The following is a 16016-nucleotide window of genomic DNA, read 5'->3' on the forward strand; positions in this document are numbered from 1 at the left end:
ACCTCAATAAGGGTCGACGGCGTCACGCAGGCCGTCGCCCAGCGCGTTGAAAGCAAAGACGGTGACGAGCACGAAACCGACCGGCGACAGGATCCAGGGATAGGTGCCGATAACGGAATAGGTCGCGGTGTCCTGCAGCATCAGGCCCCACGAGATCAGCGGCGGCTTGACGGCGAAGCCGAGGAAACCGAGGAAGGATTCGAGCAGCACCACCGTCGGGATCGCCAGCGTCACGGCGACGATCACATGGCTCATCACATTGGGAAAGATGTGCTGCATGATGATGCGCCGGTCGGTGGCGCCGACCGCCATGGCGGCGCGCACATACTCGATCCGCGCCAGCGCCAGCGTCTTGCCGCGCACCTCGCGCGACATCTGCGCCCAGCCCAGCGCCGACATGACGATAATGACGAAAGCGAGGAAGACGTTGGTGGGAGCGGTGACCGGGATCAGCGTCGTCAGCGCCAGATAGAGCGGCAGTTGCGGGAAGGCGAGCACCAGTTCGACGAAGCGTTGCATCCAAACGTCGAACCTACCGCCAAAATAGCCGGAGACCATGCCAACGGTGGTGCCGATGACGGTGATGATGAAGACGACCGTCAGCGCGATCATCAGCGAGACACGCGAACCGTGGATAGCGCGCGACAGCACGTCGCGGCCGAACTTGTCGGTGCCGAGAAAATGCACCGGCTGGCCGTCCAGCGAGCCGAACAGATGCCGGTCTGCAGGCACCAGCCCGAATAATTTGTAGGGCGCGCCATGCACAAAGAAACCAAGCAGCCTTGGGTGGTCATAGTCGGGGCCGACGACGGGTTGGAAGGTGACCGGATCGAGGTCCGCCGAATCGGCCAGCGCATAGACCCTCGGCCGCGCGACAAAGCTGCCGTCCTTGTCATGGAAGCTTGGCAGCTGCGGCGGAGCAAAGCCGACATCCGTGACTTTCGGGTCCATTGGCGCGATGAACTCGGCGAACACGGCCATCACCAGCAGAAGCACGACGAGCCAAAGCCCGGCCATGCCGGTCCAGGAGCGCTTCAGCCGGCGCCAGACAAGTGCGATATAGCTTTCGTTGCCGCGCGGCGGTTTGGCGACGATGGGTCCTTCGGCCGGCAGCGGTGGAGGGGATGGATCGCGCGCCAGCATCTCAGCTTTCCCCGAACTGGCGCACGCGCGGGTCGAGCAGGACGAGCAGCATGTCGGCGATGATGTTGCCGACGATCAGCGTCGCCGACAAGACCATCATGAAGGTGGCGGTGACATAGACGTCGCCGACGGCCATGGAGCCGACGATCGCCGGGCCGACGGTCGGCAGCGCGAAGATGATTGCGGTCTCGATCTCGCCGGTCAGCATATAGGGTAGCACCACGCCTTGATACATGACGAGCGGGTGCAGCGCGTTGGGTACGGCGTGGCGCATGACGACGGCGGCGCCGGTCAGCCCCTTAGCCCTGGCCGTCTCGACATATTGTGCATTCAGCGTGTCGAGCAGGTTGCCGCGCATGACGCGCATATTGTAGGCGAGACCGCCGAAAGTCGCGATCGCCACGACCGGCCAGACATGTTTGACCAGATCGACGAGCTTGGCCCACGACCACGGCGCGCCGCCATACTGTGGCGAGAAGAAGCTGCCGATCTCCGACACGTTGAACTGGAAGACCAGGAGATAGACGATGATCAGCGCCATCAGGAAGCGCGGCACCGTCATGCCGAGGAAGGAGATGGCCGACAGTGTCGAGTCGATCCAGGTGTATTGCCGGGTCGCCGCCCATATGCCGAATGTGATGCCCAGCACCGAGGCGAGCAGGTGGCAGACCAGCGCCAGAAGGAGCGTGCGCGGCAGGCGCTCACCGACCACTTCGGCGACCGGCTTGTTGTAGTAGAGACTGTAGCCGAAATCGCCGCGGGTGATGATGCCGCCGATCCAGTTGAGGTACTGGACGGGCAGCGGCTTATCGAGGCCATGCTCGATGCGATAGGCCTTTGCCTGCGCGTCGGCCTCGGCGAATGAGGCTCCACCCTGGTTGATCGCCTGCGAGCGGATGTAATCGGCATAGTCGCCCGGCGGCGCCTGGATGATGGCAAAGGTGACCAGGCTCAAAATGGCGAGAACCGGTATTGCCGACGCTATGCGCGTGAGCAGGAATCGCAACATGGACGGTCCGCTTCCTCATCTCGCCGACCGCGCCCTTTGGTTGCGTCCGGAGGTTGGTTTTGTCCGGCCGCGCCAGCGGCGCGACCGGAATTCTCTCAGTCAGGGAGGTAAACCTAGTCCATCGGCCCCTTTTCTCCGGGCTTGCCAGGAAGCTCTTGCGGGAACAATTCGTATTTCGCCTGCTTGTCGGCCGCGACGAAGACCCGTTCACGGATGATCGAATCTTCGGCCCAGTTGAACATGAAGATCGGCGTGCCCTGCGGAATGTTCGAGAAGCGCTTGTTGACGATCAGCGCGCCGGGATATTCCGTCAGGCCGACATTGTAGACGTGCTCCGTCGAGATCTTCTGGAATTGTTTCATCAGGCTGGCACGCTGGTCATTGTCCTGCGTCGAGACGAACTTGTTGACGATGTCGACGAGGTCCTTTTCGAACGGCATCACATCGACCTCGCCGTTTTCCGGCGCACGATGGTCCCAGCTGGTGCGTGGACCGACCGGGACAAGCTGCACGGTGTTCTGCACCACCGAGGTCAGTTCCTGTTCGTTGCGTCGTACCAGCCAATCGAAGCGGCCGGAATACTGGGAAGCGTCGCGCTGTGTGCCGTTGAGGCCGTTGAGCACGACCCGAAGCCCGAGCTTTTCCATCTGGGCCACGACGCCTTCGGCAAGGCTCTTGTCAGTCGTATAGTCGTTGTTGACCAGCATCACGATCTCGACATTCTTGCCGCCGGCGGTGCCGGGAGGGAAGTTCACGAAGCCGTCGCCGTCCGTATCCTTGAGGCCGGCCTTGGCGAGTTCGGCCTTGGCGCCCTCGAGGTCGAAGGGGTAGTAGACCGTCGAATCGCGGTCATAGAAGCTGGTGCCCGATGACAGGCCTCCGGGATAGATGGCGGTGAACGGCCCCTTGACCAGCGAGTCGCCGAGCGCCTTGCGGTCGAGCGCCATGGTGACGGCCTTGCGAAAATCCTCGTTGCGGTTCAGTTCGCGGATCGCTTGGCCGCGCTCGTCCGGATTGCCCCAGCCATTGGCGGAAAAATTAAAGCGCAGATTGTAACCGATGAGCCGCGGCCCGAAGGCCAGCCGTGCGGGCGCATTCGCCTCCGCCGCACGCTTCAGCGAGGCGACGAAGTTTTCCGGCTGCTCCAGATTGGAGAAGTCGGCCGCGCCGGCAACCGCCTGGACGTCGCGGTCGGCCCAGGTCGACAGCTTGTAGTGCAGTTCGTTGAGGTAAGGCAGCTGGTTACCCTTCTCGTCGACCTTCCAGTAGTAGGGGTTGCGGCGCATGACGATGATGTCGTCCGGCCGGTATTCGACCGGCACCCAGCCGCCCATCACCGGCATGTTCATGAATTCCGGCGGGAAGGCATTCTTGAACTGGTCGTAGGTGTTCTTCGAATATTTCGGATGCTGCGGCTTCAGAATGTGCGCGGGGCCGGGACAGAAAGTGCCATAGGCCATCGCATAGAGATATTGTTTCGGGAACGCATCCTTGAAGGTCCACTCGACGGTGTAGTCGTCGATCTTCTTCAACGTCGTGCCGACGCCGAAGGTTTCCGGCGTCGCGCCGTTCAGCGGCGAGACATTGGGGTCAACGACCTCGTCGTCCCAGTAGAACATGACGTCGTCGGCGTTGAAGGCAACGCCATCCGACCATTTAGCGCCTTCGATGAGATGCATGGTCAGCTTGTGGCCATCGCTCGACCAGTCCCAGCTCCTGGCCAGGTTCGGCAGCGGCTCGGTGTCCTTGGCCTCGACCTGGAACAGCGGCGCGGTGCGCGTCAGGCATTCGGACAGGCCGATATCGATGCCGCCCCAGCCTTGCGTCTGGCCGGCGCCGTAATTCCAGCCTTCTGGCCGCCCGCCGATGACATGGCGCATCGTATCGCCATAGACGCCGATGCCGTCCTGCATATTGCTTGTCTTGAAGACCAGCGGTTCCTTAGGCAGCCTGTCCTTCACCGGCGGCAGCTTGCCGGTCTTGACGTATTTCTCGGTGACCCAGTCGGGCTCGTGATATTCGGGGAGCGCCTTGTACTCCAGGATGGAGTCGCGCGCGACATAGTTGATCTTGCCCTCGGCGGGGAACGGTGTCGGCGCCGGCGGAACCGTCGGCTCGGAAGCGTATGCATTGAGTGCCGAGACCGAGACGCTCAGCGCCAGTCCGGCGGCAAGGCCGATATCGTATAAATTCCTCACTGTCTCTCTCCCTCTTGTTTGTTCCGGAGCTTTGCACCCGCTCCGCTTCTCCTCGAATTCAAACGGTTTCGTGGCAGTGGATCCGCCTCCCCTGGATCCACCATCACCGTATTATGAGGTTTCAGCCGGCTTGCTTCAGCGCGGCTTTTTCGGCGCGCAATTCCTCGATCGAGCGAACGCTGCGCCGTGCGGCGCCCGCCCACTCGCGGGTCTTCACCTGGGATGTCGATAGCCGCTCCCTGGCTGCCGGAACCGCATGGGCATATTGCGGCAGCCAGGCCGCCTGGGCGACGACCATTTCGTCCACCATCTGCCAGACCTCCTCCGGCGTCGAAACCGCGCCGACCAGCGGGTCGTGCAGCACGGCGAGCTTCAGAAGATCGATGTCGCCTGATATCGCGGCATGCACCGACATGCGCTGGACGTTGATCGAGGCGATGCAGGTGGCCGCACACGCTTCCGGCAGCGTGATGCCGGCGGCCATGTTGATGCCGAAACGGTCGACGAAGCCGGGCGACTCGATGATGGCGTCCTGCGGCAGGTTGGTGATCACGCCATTGTTCTTGACGTTGAAGTGGCCGCGATAGACACGGTTGGTCTCCAGCGCCTCCAATATGCGGCTGGCATGCTCATTGGAGCGTTTCTCGCGGTCGATCGGCTTTGACGCCGCTTCGAGGAACTGCGGATATTCCGTCTCGAACCAGTTGCGGGTTTCGGTGGAGTAACGGAGATACCCGCCCGTCTCGCCATGGATCCAGTCGGACATATCGATCCAGCGCGTGATCTCGTCGGGACGTTTGCGGTACCAGGGCAGATATTCGGAAAGATGGCCGTTGCTCTCGGTCGAATAGACGCCGAAGCGCTTCAGGACATCGATGCGCAGTTTCTCCTGCCTGGAATAGACCGGGTGCGCCTCGAAGGCGGCCACCAGTTCGTCTTTGCCGATAGGACGGCCGTTCAGGCGCAGATCGATGAACCAGGTCTGGTGGTTGATGCCGGAACAGACATAGTCGAGCTCCTGCGTGGACTTCGCGCCAAGCACCTCGGCGATCTGCTCGGCGCCGTGCTGGACGCCGTGGCAGAGCCCGACGGTGTCGACCTTGCCGTATTCGATCGCCGCCCACGTGTTCATCGCCATCGGGTTGGCGTAGTTCAGGAATTTGACGTTCGTCTCGGCGACCTCGCGGATGTCCTTGCAGAAATCCAGGACCACCGGGATGTTGCGCTGGCCATAGAGAATGCCGCCGGCACAGATCGTGTCGCCGACGCATTGGTCGATACCGTATTTCAGGGGAATGCGGATATCGTCGGCATAGGCTTCAAGGCCGCCGACCCGTACGCAGCTGATAACATAGCGAGCACCTTCGAGCGCCTTGCGGCGGTCTGTGGTCGCCGTCACCCTGGTCGGCAATCTGTTCGCCTCGACGATCCTGTCGAGGATCGCCTTGATCATCTGAAGATTGTGCTCGCTGACGTCGGTCAGCGCGAATTCGATGTCCTTGAATTCGGGCACGCACAGGATGTCGGTGAACAGTTTCTTGGTGAAGCCGACGCTGCCGGCACCAATGATAGCGATTTTGAAACTCATCAGCCGCACCTCATCCCATTCAAATGGCAGGCAAGGAATGACAATGGGAAGCTGTAGCCACATGCTGCGACATGTATGCAGGACAAGCCGGAATCCGGCTCGCCAACCTCCTTGTCCGCTCCTCGCCTGCGGATCTCTCTCGCTTTTCGACGGGGATTATGCGCTTATTCGCGAGCGCGACCAGAGAAGGATTATGCTTTCAGGGGTAATTTTGTGCTGCGGGATTTGATAGCTCACGGACAGTCGATGCGCACGATCTCGCTGCCGCGCGGGCGCCAGCGCCTGCATGCCATGCCGACGAGCACGGGCTATGAAGTGCGCGAGGACGAAACCTACGACTGGGATGGGCGCAGGCGCGGCCAGACACCGTTCACCGTGCTCCAGCACACGATCAGCGGGACCGGCCGGCTGCGCTACGAAAACCGCAACTACCGCCTGCAGAAGAACGACACATTGCTGGTGCTGGTGCCGCACAACCACCGCTACTGGCTGGCCAGGGATGAGCGCTGGGAATATTTCTGGATTTCGATGAACGGCGAGGAGGCGTTGCGCATCCACAAGTCGATCCTCAGCGTCTCCGGTCCCGTATTTCGGCTGCAGCAGGCGACGATCGATCACCTTGCCGATTGCAGCCTGCGCCTGATCAAAGGGGCCGCTTCGCCGGGTGCTGCTTCCGCTGTCGCCTATGAGGCTGCGATGGCGCTTTATGACGATGTCTTCGGCTCTCATGCCTTCGCCGAAAAACAGAGCGCCATGCAGCCTGTCATCGATCACATCAATGCCAATCTCGACAGGCCGCTGCCAGTGGCGGACCTGGTCCAGATCAGTGGTCTCAGCCGGGCTCATTTCTCACGCTGTTTTGCCGAAAGCGAGGGCCTGCCGCCGGCCGAGTTCGTGCTGCAGCAACGCCTGCAACGCGCGGCGAAGCTGCTGACCAAGGCGGATTTCCTGCCGGTCAAGGAAGTCGCCATCCTGTGCGGCTTCGAGGACGCGAACTATTTTTCGAAGGTCTTCCGCCGCTGCTACGGCATCACGCCCAGCCAATTCCGCACCACCGGCATGTATGCCAGCATGAGAACCCCGGCCAGGCGCGGCGTCAGGGCGTCTGATGACGAGACCTGACGCCGCCACTGTTAAGCAGGCAGCTGGCTAGGCAGCGCGCCGACTGCCGCCATCCAGCCATTCGAGATCGGCCCGTGAAAGCGTGATGTCGAGGGCGCGCAGGCTGTCGTCCAACTCGTCAAGCGTGCGCGGCCCGATCAGCGGGATGGATGGGAAGGGCTGAGCGAGCACATAGGCCAGCGCGATATGGATCGGGCTCTTGCCCAGTCTCGCGGCAAGTTCGATCGCCCGGTCGCGGCGGCCGAAATTCCGCTCCGAGTACCAGACCCGAACCAACTCCTCATTGTCCTGCTTGTCCCGACCGGCGCGATCGGTGAAGAAGCCGCGCCCTTGGCTCGACCAGGCGAAATTCGGCATCTGCCGGGCAGTCAGCCAGGCCTTCCAGGCATCGCTCGATGAGGTCACGCAGCCAGCCCAGATCGGCTCCAGCATTTCGGCCAGCGAGAAATTGTTGGACAGCGCGCCGGGCTTTTGCTTGCCGGTGCGTTCGGCATAGGCGATCGCCTCATCCATGCGCTCCATCGTCCAGTTCGAGCCGCCGAACGGGCCACGGATGCGGCCGGCCTTCACCTCGCGATCCATCGCATCGACGAATTCGCCGACCGGCACGTCCGGATTGTCGCGGTGCATGAAATAGACATCGACATGGTCGGTCTGCAGCCTGTCGAGCGACTGGTCGAGCTGCTTGCCGATCACGTCTGGATAGCAAAGCGGCGAATGCGCACCCTTGGCGATGACCACCGATTGCGCGCGCACGCCGCGGTTTTTCAACCACTCGCCAAGCAGCTTCTCGGTATAGCCGCCGCCATAGACATAGCCGGTGTCGAAGAGATTGCCGCCGGCCTCGAAAAAGGCATCGAGCAGGATCGAGCCCGAGGAAAACGTGCGGAAATCCTCGAAGCCCAGCGCCACCACCGACGCCGGCTTCGACAGACCCGGGATCGTGCGCTTGGCGATCGCCGTCCCGCCCGATCGCAAAGGCCGACCGGAGATGGTGTTGGTTCGCTGCGCGGCCTTTTCGATCCCGTATTCGAGGCCGGCTGCCGCCCGCCATCTGTCGAGCACACGCAAGGTGCCGAGGCTTTCCGCCCAGGCCATGCCCGGCCAGGCGAATTCTTGCCGGCCGGCGAGGATGGCCTCACCGGCTGCGTCGACTTCGAAGGAATAGACATGGCGTTTCTCGTCGACGCTGATGGTCTCGCGCGTGCCATCGGATCCGATGACGTCGATCCGGCCGAGACCGACGTCGCGATTGCCGCCGGCGAACCAGAAGTCCGGCACCTCGATGCGGCCCTTTGTGCCCAGAATGCGCAAGACATTGTCCTGGTTAAGCGAGATGCTGCAGGAGACTTCGGCGACAATGCCGCCGGGGAAATGCAGCAGCGCGGAGGCCCATTCGTCGACGCCGGACTGGCCAAGATGGGCGGTGCCGACCACCTTGTCCGGCTCGGCGAAGGGTTTTCCGGCTGCGGCGCCGGCAATCAGCCGCACCATCGAGACGGGATAGCCGCCGACGTCAAGAATGCCGCCTCCGGCGAGGTCGTTGGCATAGAGCCGGTGCTGCGGCATGAAGCTCGGCATGGCGAAGCCGAAACTCGACTTGATCATCCTGATCTCGCCGATGACACCGGACCTGATCAGCTCGACCAGCTTCAGCGTCTGCGGATGCAGCCGGTACATGAAGGCTTCGCCAAGGAATGTGCCGGCCTTGCGCGCGGCATGCATCATGGCGTCGGCCTCGAAAGCGGTCAGCGCTATCGGCTTTTCGCACAGCACATGCTTTCCGGCCTCGGCCGCCCTGATCGCCCATTGCGCATGGCCGGGATGCGGTATCGAAATATAGACGGCGTCGATGTCGGGATCGGCGAGCAGCGCGTCGTAGCCGTCCAGAATGCGCGCGCCGGGGAAGCTCTCGGCGAGGCCCGGCTTGGCGGGGTTGCGTGCGCCGATGGCAACCAGCTTTCCGGTGCGCGAAGCGGCCACGCCGCCGGCAAAGGACTGGGCGATGCTGCCCGGGCCGAGAATGCCCCAACGAATGGGCGTGGTTGCGGTCATTGTCATTTCTCCTTGGAGGCTGGAAAGGGCGGCCGGTCAGCGCAGCCGCAGTCCTTTTTCGTCGAACAGGTAGGATTTGCGGATGGAAACGGTGATTTCTGATGTGTCGGGGACCTTTGCCGCGTCGCGCTGGACAACCACGTCGTCACCGTTGGCGGTCCTGGCATAGAGGAAACTCGTGCCGCCCAGGTGCTCGATCACGTCGATGGCAACCACAAGGTCGGTGTCGCCCTCTCCGGCATTGCCGAAATGTTCGGGCCGCACGCCGACGATGACCTTGTTTCCGGTTTCGGGCGCGGCGTCCGTCAGCGGTTGCGTGATGCGGGTTTTCTCCTGGCCCGCCAGCTCGACCACGACACCACGCGCATCGTGCCCGACAACCCGGCCTTTGATGAAATTCATCTTCGGCGAGCCTACAAAGCCCGCGACGAACTGATTGTCGGGGTTGTCATAGAGATCGAGCGGCCGGCCGATCTGCTCGATATGGCCGGCGCGCATCACGACGATCCTGTCGGCGAGCGTCATCGCCTCGGTCTGGTCGTGCGTGACATAGATCATGGTGGCGCCGAGTTCCTTGTGCAGCCGGGAGATCTCGACCCGCATCTGGACGCGCAATTCGGCGTCGAGATTGGAGAGCGGCTCGTCGAACAGGAACACCTGCGGTTCGCGCACGATGGCGCGGCCGATGGCGACGCGCTGGCGCTGGCCGCCGGAGAGTTTTTTCGGGCGCCTGTCCATCAATTCGCTGATGCGCAGTATCTCAGCCGCCCGCTTCACCCGCCTGTCCGTGTCGGCCTTCGGATTGCCGGTCATGCGCAGGCCGAAAGAGAGGTTCTGTTCGACGCTCATGTGCGGGTAGAGCGCGTAGGACTGGAACACCATGGCAATGCCGCGGTCGGCCGGCTCGACATCGTTCACCACCTTGCCGCCGATGGCGATCTCGCCGCCGCTGATGTCCTCGAGCCCGGCGATCATCCTGAGCAGCGTGGACTTGCCGCAGCCGGAAGGACCGACGAAGACGACGAATTCGCCGTGCTTGACGTCGATGTTGGCACCGTGGACGACCTCGAAGACACCGAAGCGCTTGATGACGTTGTTGAGCGTAACCGTTGCCATGCTGATCCTGTCTACTTGACCGCGCCGGCAGCGATGCCGGCGATGAAATGGCGCTGCAGCAGCACGAAGACGACGAGCATCGGCACCGTCAGCATGACCGCGCCCGCCATGATGCCGCCCCACGACACCTTGGTGAGGCCGATCAGCGTGCCGAGCGCCACAGGCGCCGTCATCGAACCGGGCTGGCTGTTGATCAAAAGCGGCCACAGATAATTGTTCCAGGAGGCGAGGAACAGGATGATGGCAAGCGCGGCCAGCATCGGCCGCGCCAAGGGCAGCGCGACGAAAACGAAGATGCGCCATTCCTTGACGCCCTCGACGCGCGCCGCATCAAAGAGGTCGTCCGGCATCATGGAAAAACTCTGCCGCATGAACAGCACGCCGAGCGAATTGAACAGCGGCGGCACGATCAGCGCCACCCAGGTGTTGGCGAGCTTGAAGTCGCGCGCTACCATGATGAACTGGGGGATCAGCACGACCGCATAGGGAAGCGTGATGGTGCCCAGGATGATGGCGACAACCACGCCCTTGCCGAAAAATTGGTAGCGGGCGAGCGCCCAGCCGGCCATCGACGTCAGCAGCACCGACAGGAACGTGTAGGTCACCGCCACCGAGACCGAGATGCCGATGGCGCCGACGAAGTTGGTGTCACGCTGCAGATTGTTGAAATTGTCGATGAAATTGCCGTGCGGCAAAAGCTCGATGCCGGGGCTGAAAATGCCGTTGTCCGGCATGGTCGAGAACACCACCATCATCCACAGCGGAAACAGCCAGATCAGCGCCAGCGGCGTCAGGAACAGATGCAGCGCGATGCTGCGTCCCAGCCTGGCGGAGGAGAGCGAACTCATTTCGGTTCCCTCGTCAGCCACAGCTGCGCCAGCGTGATGGCGATCGCCAGCCCGGCCATGGTGTAGGCGACGGCCGACGCGTAGCCGAAATTGAGCGACCGAAAACCCTGGCGGTAGAGCAGCAGGCCAAGCGTCTCCGTGCCGCCGCCCGGTCCGCCGCGCTCGGTGATCAGGAAGGGTTCGGTGAACAGCTGCATGGTGCCGATGATCGACAGCACAAGGCAGAACACGATGACCGGCTTCAGCAGCGGCAGGGTGATGTAGAAGAATTGCTTGAGCTTGCTGACGCGGTCGAGCGTCGCCGCCTCGTAGACATCTTCGGGAATTGACTGCATGCCGGCGAGCAGGATGATGGCGTTGTAGCCGGCCCAGCGCCAGGTCACCGCGATCATGATCAGCGCCATCGCCGGCGTGACGTTGGAGAACCAGTCGATCTTGGGCAGGCCGACGCTGTTCAACAGCTTGTTGATGATGCCGAAATCGAGGTTGAACATCAGCCGGAACACCGCCGAATAGGCGACCTCGCCGACCACCACCGGGGCGAAGAAGGCAAAGCGGTAGAGGCCGCGCGCCTTGAGCAGTGGCGAATTCAACAGCACCGCCATGACGAGCGCCAGCGAGATCATCACCGGCACCTGGATGACCAGGATGAGCAGCGTGTTCTTCAGCGCGTTGAAGAAGGCCGGATCTCCGATCAATCGGCCCCAGTTGAAGCCGGGCGCGAACCGCCACGGCACGGTGCGCGTCGCCTGGAAGGAGATCATGAACGAGCTGATGATCGGCCACACCCAGAAGATTGCAAAGATCAGCAGATAGGGCGTGAGGAAGCGATAGGCCGTGGCGTTACGATTGCGCATCTTCCTCCTCCTTCATCCGTTGGCGCTTCAAGCCATGGCCCCGCTGGGCGGGGCCGGTTTGTCAAAAAATACATGTCCCGCGGGAGGACCCCACAGGCCGCCATCGGGTCCGGGCGGCGCGAGCGCCTGTCCCGGACCCGGCTTGGGAGGTCATGACTTGATGGGCAATCCGGTCGCCGCCGCTATCTGGCTTGCGGCGTCGTCGAGCGCCGCCTTGGCGTCGGGGTAGCCGCCGGCCAGATATTTGGTCTGCACGGCGCGGACGATGATTTCGGCATCGCTCTGGAACGGCGTGCCTCGGCTTGGAACGACCTTGGGCAAGGTGCCCAGAATATCCTTCCACACCGCCTGGCCGCCCCAATAGGGTAGGCCTTCCGAGACATAGGGGTCATTGAGCGCCGACACCAGCGATGGCACCAGGCCGAACTCCTTCAGCATCGTGATCTGGCCTTCATTGGTTCCGAGCGTGTACTTCAGATAGGCGTAGGCAGCCTCCTTGTTCTTGGACGCCGATGTGATGGCCAGCGAGGACCCGCCGAGATTGGCGGCGCGCGGCCCATCGGCGGTGAGGCTCGGCATCAGATAGACGCCCCATTTGCCGTTTTCACCGGCCGATTCCGTGCGGATGGTGCCTTCATACCAACCGCCATAGATTTGGGTGGCGACAGTGCCGGCAGTGTTGTTGGTGATCTTGGTGCCCCAGTCGGCCGATGAGATGATACCGGCGTCCTTCATCTCCTTGACCTTGGTCATGGCGTCGACGCATTTGGGCTGATTGACCGTAATCGATTGGCCGTCGGCGGCGAAATAGGCGCAGCCCTGCTCGTTAGCGATCATGCGGAAGAATTCCGAGTCGCCGTTGAAATCGGCGTTGGTCATGGTGACGCCCGGATTGGCGGCCTGGATTTTCTTGCCTGCGGCGATGAAATCGTCCCAGGTCTTGATCGACGCCGGGTCGACGCCGGCCTTTTCGTAGAAGTCGCGGCGATAGAAGGCTGCGACCGGACCCGAATCCCACGGCATCGAGTAGGCCTTGTCGCCGACTTCGAGCTCGGTGCGCTTGAAGTCGGGGAATTTCGCCTGATCCTCGGCGGTGTAGCCCAGCGTATGCAGGTCGACGAAGCAATCGGGGAACTGGCTCCAGTAATTCTCGGCCTCACCGTTCTCGATGGTGACGACATCAGGCAGGCCGACGCCGCCGGCGGCGCAGCCGGCGATCGACTTGTCGTAGGTCGGCTGGTTGCCAAGATCCTGGACCGTGACCTTGATGTCGGGGAATTGCTTGTTGAAGCCGGCAATGGTCGCCTTCAGCGATGAAGCAGCGACATTCCAGCTCCAGATGGTGATTTCGCCGGATTGCGCAAAGGCCGGGGCTGAGCCCAGGGCAAGCGCGAGCGCGGCGCAGGTCATTGTGATGCGCATAGAAATCCTCCCATTTCATTTGCTCTCTCACTGCGAGCATGGCTAGACTATGCGGTGGGCAAGGCCTGTCGCCGTCAAAGGGAATATGAAATTGGCGGAAAGTAAGATGCCGGAACGGCCATTTTATCAGCCTGGCGCCAGCAGCGTGGAAGGCCTGCCGCTGGCCTTGCAGATGTTTCACAACCATCCGCTGGTAATGCTCAAGCCACATTGGCATGCCCAGGTCGAGGTCAATTTCATCGTGCACGGCAGCGTGCATTACCGCATGAACGAACATGAGATCGCACTCTCGGCAGGCGACATGTGCCTGTTCTGGGGCGGCCTGCCGCACCAGATGGACGATCTTTCGGACGACGCCATCTATGCCGGCGCGCATCTGCCGCTGGTGCATTTCTTTCGCTTGCATTTGCCGACGGATGTCCGCCATCGCCTGATGACGGGCGCGACGCTGGTGACCGGCGCCACCGACCCAGCGGACCACCACAATTTCGAGCGGTGGAACCGCTACTTCCGCTCGAAAGATCCGGCCATGATCGAGCATGCCGTGAACGAGTTGCTGCTCAGGTTGGAGCGGGTGCGGTTCGAGCCCTATCGGCTGGTGCCCGGGACCGCGCCCGGCCAGGAAACGGGCAGCCCGTTCGACCAGCAATCGTCGCGCAATGTCGGGCGCATGTGCGATTTCATCGCCGAGAATTTCCTCTACGACATCGATTGCGTGAACATCGCAGCCGCCGCCGACATCCATCCCAAATACGCCATGAGCCTGTTCAAGAAGTCGACCGGCATGACGCTCAACGAGTATGTCAACCTTTTGCGGCTGAGCTACGCGCAGGCGCTTTTGATGCATCAGGATGCCAACGTGCTGCGCGTCGCCATGGATTCCGGCTTCGGCTCGCTCAGCGCCTTCAACAAGTCGTTCCGCAAGCTGGCCGGCATGTCCCCCTCCGATTTTCGCAGAGGCGTGACCGGCGCCAGATAGGCGGCAGCGACCAGCGGCGCGCCCGGTGCCGCGAAGCATTGGCGCGCCTCGATCGACGGCTAAAAGACGTGTCACGGCAGTTCGGGCTGGAACAGCGACGCGGATAAGGGTGACGAAGGCCGGATCGTGCCATGCTGTGCGCCATTCCGGCCACGCAAGCAGCATGGAAACCGGGGCGTTGCACGGCATCGCTTTTCCTGTCTGAAATCGCCACCTAGGCGCTGGACAGGCCGAATTCCCGTGCTATAACCCACGCGCTTTCAAGGGGCGCCCACGGCGCCTCGATGAATTCCGGTCAACGAGATTTCGTTTGCCGAATTAGGCCCAGATAGCTCAGTTGGTAGAGCAGCGGACTGAAAATCCGCGTGTCGGTGGTTCGAATCCGCCTCTGGGCACCATTTTCTCAACAATATCAACGACTTACCTATCGGATGGTTGGCCGCTTTGCGCGCCATTGAAACCCTATCCACTATGCGACTGCCTTTCCGGCCTCAATTCTGATTGTCTTGCTACCGACACCCGCGCACGCGGCAAATCTCCTTGGCTGGGTATAATCAGCGCCTGCGCCGCCCACTTGAAATCCTGAACGTCAACTGTCATATTTTACGCGACAGATGACACAGGAGGCGCACATGGCGACTACGGCGGATAAGGTCGTTACGGAAACGAGAGGCGGCGGTCTCCAACGGGTGGAGGCGCTGCTCGGCGGGTCTCGTATATTGTCGCGTCGATTGACCAGTGCACTTGATGCGCATGAATTGCTTCTAAGCGGTCTGCCGGCCTCGGCGCTAAACCATCTCGTCGGACAACTGGTCTTCATCGACAAGACGGCGTCGCTCGAAAAGGCGGTTGGAATGAGCCTGCGAACCTGGCAGCGTCGCAAAGACGCTCCATCCAAGCCCCTTAGCCAGGAGCAGAGCGGACGGACTTGGAAATTCGCGGAGATCTTGGCGAAAGCGACGGAAGTCCTCGGCACGCAGTCGGAAGCTGAACAATGGCTGGAGCGCCCGGCGATCGGTCTCGACCAGCGCCGTCCGATCGATCTGCTGGGTACTCCCGCCGGCGTGGAACTGGTCGAAGACCATCTGGAGCGGCTTGAATACGGCGTCTATGCATGACGCCTCTGCCGCCAGCGCTCGGAGGAACGGAACTCATTGCGTGGCGGCTCGACCAGGCCGTCCATGCCGCGACATGGAACAGCGGTGAAGGTGCCTACCGGGTCGGCGGTCGCTGGAACAGCAAGGGCGTAAGGGCTGTGTACTGCTCGCTCGATCCCGCCACGGCTATCCTCGAAGTCGCTATGCATAAGGGTTTTCGTGCCCTCGACACAGTTCTCCACACACTAACGGCCGCTGTCATCGGCGATGCATCGGCTATACATGTCGTCGATCCTGCAAGCGTGCCCAATCCGAACTGGCTGCGCCCCGGCATACCAAGCGCGGGTCAGCAGGCATTCGGGGACGACCTTCTGATGAAGCATCGCGTGGTGGCGATACCGAGCGCGGTCTCTTCATACAGCTGGAACTTGATCTTCGTGGCGAGCGTAGCGGCAGGTACCTATGCGCTGAAGCTCCAGGAAACTTTTGCTCTCGACACAAGGCTGCATCCCCCGGCCTTGGAGCGGCCAGCAGGGTAGCCATCAAAGCTGGCAAGCATCATCGGCCGAAACAAGTTTGCGC

General features: G+C 62.1%; 13 protein-coding genes and 1 tRNA gene. 5 read left to right on the forward strand and 9 right to left on the reverse strand.

What is annotated here, in order from left to right; translation table 11 throughout:
• Positions 1-3: 3 nt before the first annotated feature.
• The 4 genes from ACSQ3L_RS30185 to ACSQ3L_RS30200 all read right to left on the reverse strand — a co-directional run bounded on the left by ACSQ3L_RS30185 (position 4) and on the right by ACSQ3L_RS30200 (position 5938).
• Positions 4-1143: an ABC transporter permease gene (locus ACSQ3L_RS30185; protein ID WP_436163247.1), complete on the reverse strand. Its 1140-nt coding sequence runs from the start codon at positions 1141-1143 to the stop codon at positions 4-6.
• Position 1144: 1 nt separating this feature from the next.
• Complete coding sequence (locus ACSQ3L_RS30190) at positions 1145-2152, reverse strand: ABC transporter permease (protein ID WP_436163248.1); 1008 nt, start codon at positions 2150-2152, stop codon at positions 1145-1147.
• A 113-nt stretch (positions 2153-2265) separates the two neighbouring features.
• On the reverse strand, positions 2266-4350 hold the full coding sequence (locus ACSQ3L_RS30195; RefSeq protein ID WP_436163249.1) for an ABC transporter substrate-binding protein: 2085 nt from the start codon (positions 4348-4350) through the stop codon (positions 2266-2268).
• Positions 4351-4471: 121 nt separating this feature from the next.
• Positions 4472-5938, reverse strand: coding sequence for an alpha-glucosidase/alpha-galactosidase (locus ACSQ3L_RS30200; protein ID WP_436163250.1), 1467 nt, complete (start codon positions 5936-5938; stop codon positions 4472-4474).
• A gap of 75 nt (positions 5939-6013) precedes the next feature.
• Here ACSQ3L_RS30200 and ACSQ3L_RS30205 point away from each other — a divergent pair, with 75 nt between their 5' ends.
• Entirely contained in the window at positions 6014-7060 is a 1047-nt protein-coding gene (locus tag ACSQ3L_RS30205) for an AraC family ligand binding domain-containing protein (protein ID WP_436163251.1), read from the forward strand.
• A 27-nt stretch (positions 7061-7087) separates the two neighbouring features.
• On the opposite strand, the gene ACSQ3L_RS30210 is transcribed toward ACSQ3L_RS30205, so the two are convergent.
• The 5 genes from ACSQ3L_RS30210 to ACSQ3L_RS30230 form a co-directional block, all read right to left on the reverse strand.
• Positions 7088-9115 (reverse strand): aldo/keto reductase, encoded by a 2028-nt coding sequence (locus ACSQ3L_RS30210; RefSeq protein ID WP_436163252.1) that lies wholly within the window; start codon positions 9113-9115, stop codon positions 7088-7090.
• A gap of 36 nt (positions 9116-9151) precedes the next feature.
• Positions 9152-10231, reverse strand: coding sequence for an ABC transporter ATP-binding protein (locus ACSQ3L_RS30215; RefSeq protein ID WP_436163253.1), 1080 nt, complete (start codon positions 10229-10231; stop codon positions 9152-9154).
• Positions 10232-10242: 11 nt separating this feature from the next.
• Entirely contained in the window at positions 10243-11079 is an 837-nt protein-coding gene (locus tag ACSQ3L_RS30220) for a carbohydrate ABC transporter permease (RefSeq protein ID WP_436163254.1), read from the reverse strand.
• Positions 11076-11936 carry a carbohydrate ABC transporter permease gene (locus tag ACSQ3L_RS30225; RefSeq protein WP_183445468.1) on the reverse strand — a complete coding sequence of 287 codons (861 nt, stop codon included), beginning with the start codon at positions 11934-11936 and terminating at the stop codon, positions 11076-11078. The genes ACSQ3L_RS30220 and ACSQ3L_RS30225 overlap by 4 nt, the downstream gene beginning before the upstream one ends.
• A gap of 150 nt (positions 11937-12086) precedes the next feature.
• Complete coding sequence (locus ACSQ3L_RS30230; RefSeq protein WP_436163255.1) at positions 12087-13358, reverse strand: ABC transporter substrate-binding protein; 1272 nt, start codon at positions 13356-13358, stop codon at positions 12087-12089.
• A gap of 106 nt (positions 13359-13464) precedes the next feature.
• Between ACSQ3L_RS30230 and ACSQ3L_RS30235 the strand changes: the two genes are divergently transcribed.
• The 4 genes from ACSQ3L_RS30235 to ACSQ3L_RS30250 all read left to right on the forward strand — a co-directional run bounded on the left by ACSQ3L_RS30235 (position 13465) and on the right by ACSQ3L_RS30250 (position 15973).
• The gene (locus ACSQ3L_RS30235) at positions 13465-14337 is read left to right on the forward strand and encodes a helix-turn-helix domain-containing protein (protein WP_436163256.1); all 873 of its coding nucleotides are present in this window, start codon (positions 13465-13467) and stop codon (positions 14335-14337) included.
• Positions 14338-14659: 322 nt separating this feature from the next.
• Positions 14660-14735: transfer RNA gene (locus ACSQ3L_RS30240), tRNA-Phe, on the forward strand.
• Positions 14736-14969: 234 nt separating this feature from the next.
• A complete protein-coding gene (gene parS, locus ACSQ3L_RS30245) occupies positions 14970-15455 on the forward strand; it encodes a type II RES/Xre toxin-antitoxin system antitoxin (protein WP_436163257.1) in 486 nt (161 codons plus the stop codon).
• Positions 15452-15973: an RES family NAD+ phosphorylase gene (locus tag ACSQ3L_RS30250; protein ID WP_436163258.1), complete on the forward strand. Its 522-nt coding sequence runs from the start codon at positions 15452-15454 to the stop codon at positions 15971-15973. The genes parS and ACSQ3L_RS30250 overlap by 4 nt, the downstream gene beginning before the upstream one ends.
• Positions 15974-16016: the final 43 nt, after the last annotated feature.

Origin of the sequence: Mesorhizobium sp. LjRoot246 (genome assembly GCF_964254115.1) — a bacterium.
GTDB lineage: Bacteria > Pseudomonadota > Alphaproteobacteria > Rhizobiales > Rhizobiaceae > Mesorhizobium.

Coding starts and splice junctions, on each gene's coding strand:
- ACSQ3L_RS30185 (WP_436163247.1), bottom strand. CDS start 1,143: ATGCTGGCGCGCGATCCATCCCCTCCACCGCTGCCGGCCGAAGGACCC.
- ACSQ3L_RS30200 (WP_436163250.1), bottom strand. CDS start 5,938: ATGAGTTTCAAAATCGCTATCATTGGTGCCGGCAGCGTCGGCTTCACC.
- ACSQ3L_RS30220 (WP_436163254.1), bottom strand. CDS start 11,079: ATGAGTTCGCTCTCCTCCGCCAGGCTGGGACGCAGCATCGCGCTGCAT.
- ACSQ3L_RS30215 (WP_436163253.1), bottom strand. CDS start 10,231: ATGGCAACGGTTACGCTCAACAACGTCATCAAGCGCTTCGGTGTCTTC.
- ACSQ3L_RS30205 (WP_436163251.1), top strand. CDS start 6,014: ATGCAGGACAAGCCGGAATCCGGCTCGCCAACCTCCTTGTCCGCTCCT.
- ACSQ3L_RS30225 (WP_183445468.1), bottom strand. CDS start 11,936: ATGCGCAATCGTAACGCCACGGCCTATCGCTTCCTCACGCCCTATCTG.
- ACSQ3L_RS30230 (WP_436163255.1), bottom strand. CDS start 13,358: ATGCGCATCACAATGACCTGCGCCGCGCTCGCGCTTGCCCTGGGCTCA.
- parS (WP_436163257.1), top strand. CDS start 14,970: ATGGCGACTACGGCGGATAAGGTCGTTACGGAAACGAGAGGCGGCGGT.
- ACSQ3L_RS30210 (WP_436163252.1), bottom strand. CDS start 9,115: ATGACCGCAACCACGCCCATTCGTTGGGGCATTCTCGGCCCGGGCAGC.
- ACSQ3L_RS30250 (WP_436163258.1), top strand. CDS start 15,452: ATGACGCCTCTGCCGCCAGCGCTCGGAGGAACGGAACTCATTGCGTGG.
- ACSQ3L_RS30190 (WP_436163248.1), bottom strand. CDS start 2,152: ATGTTGCGATTCCTGCTCACGCGCATAGCGTCGGCAATACCGGTTCTC.
- ACSQ3L_RS30235 (WP_436163256.1), top strand. CDS start 13,465: ATGCCGGAACGGCCATTTTATCAGCCTGGCGCCAGCAGCGTGGAAGGC.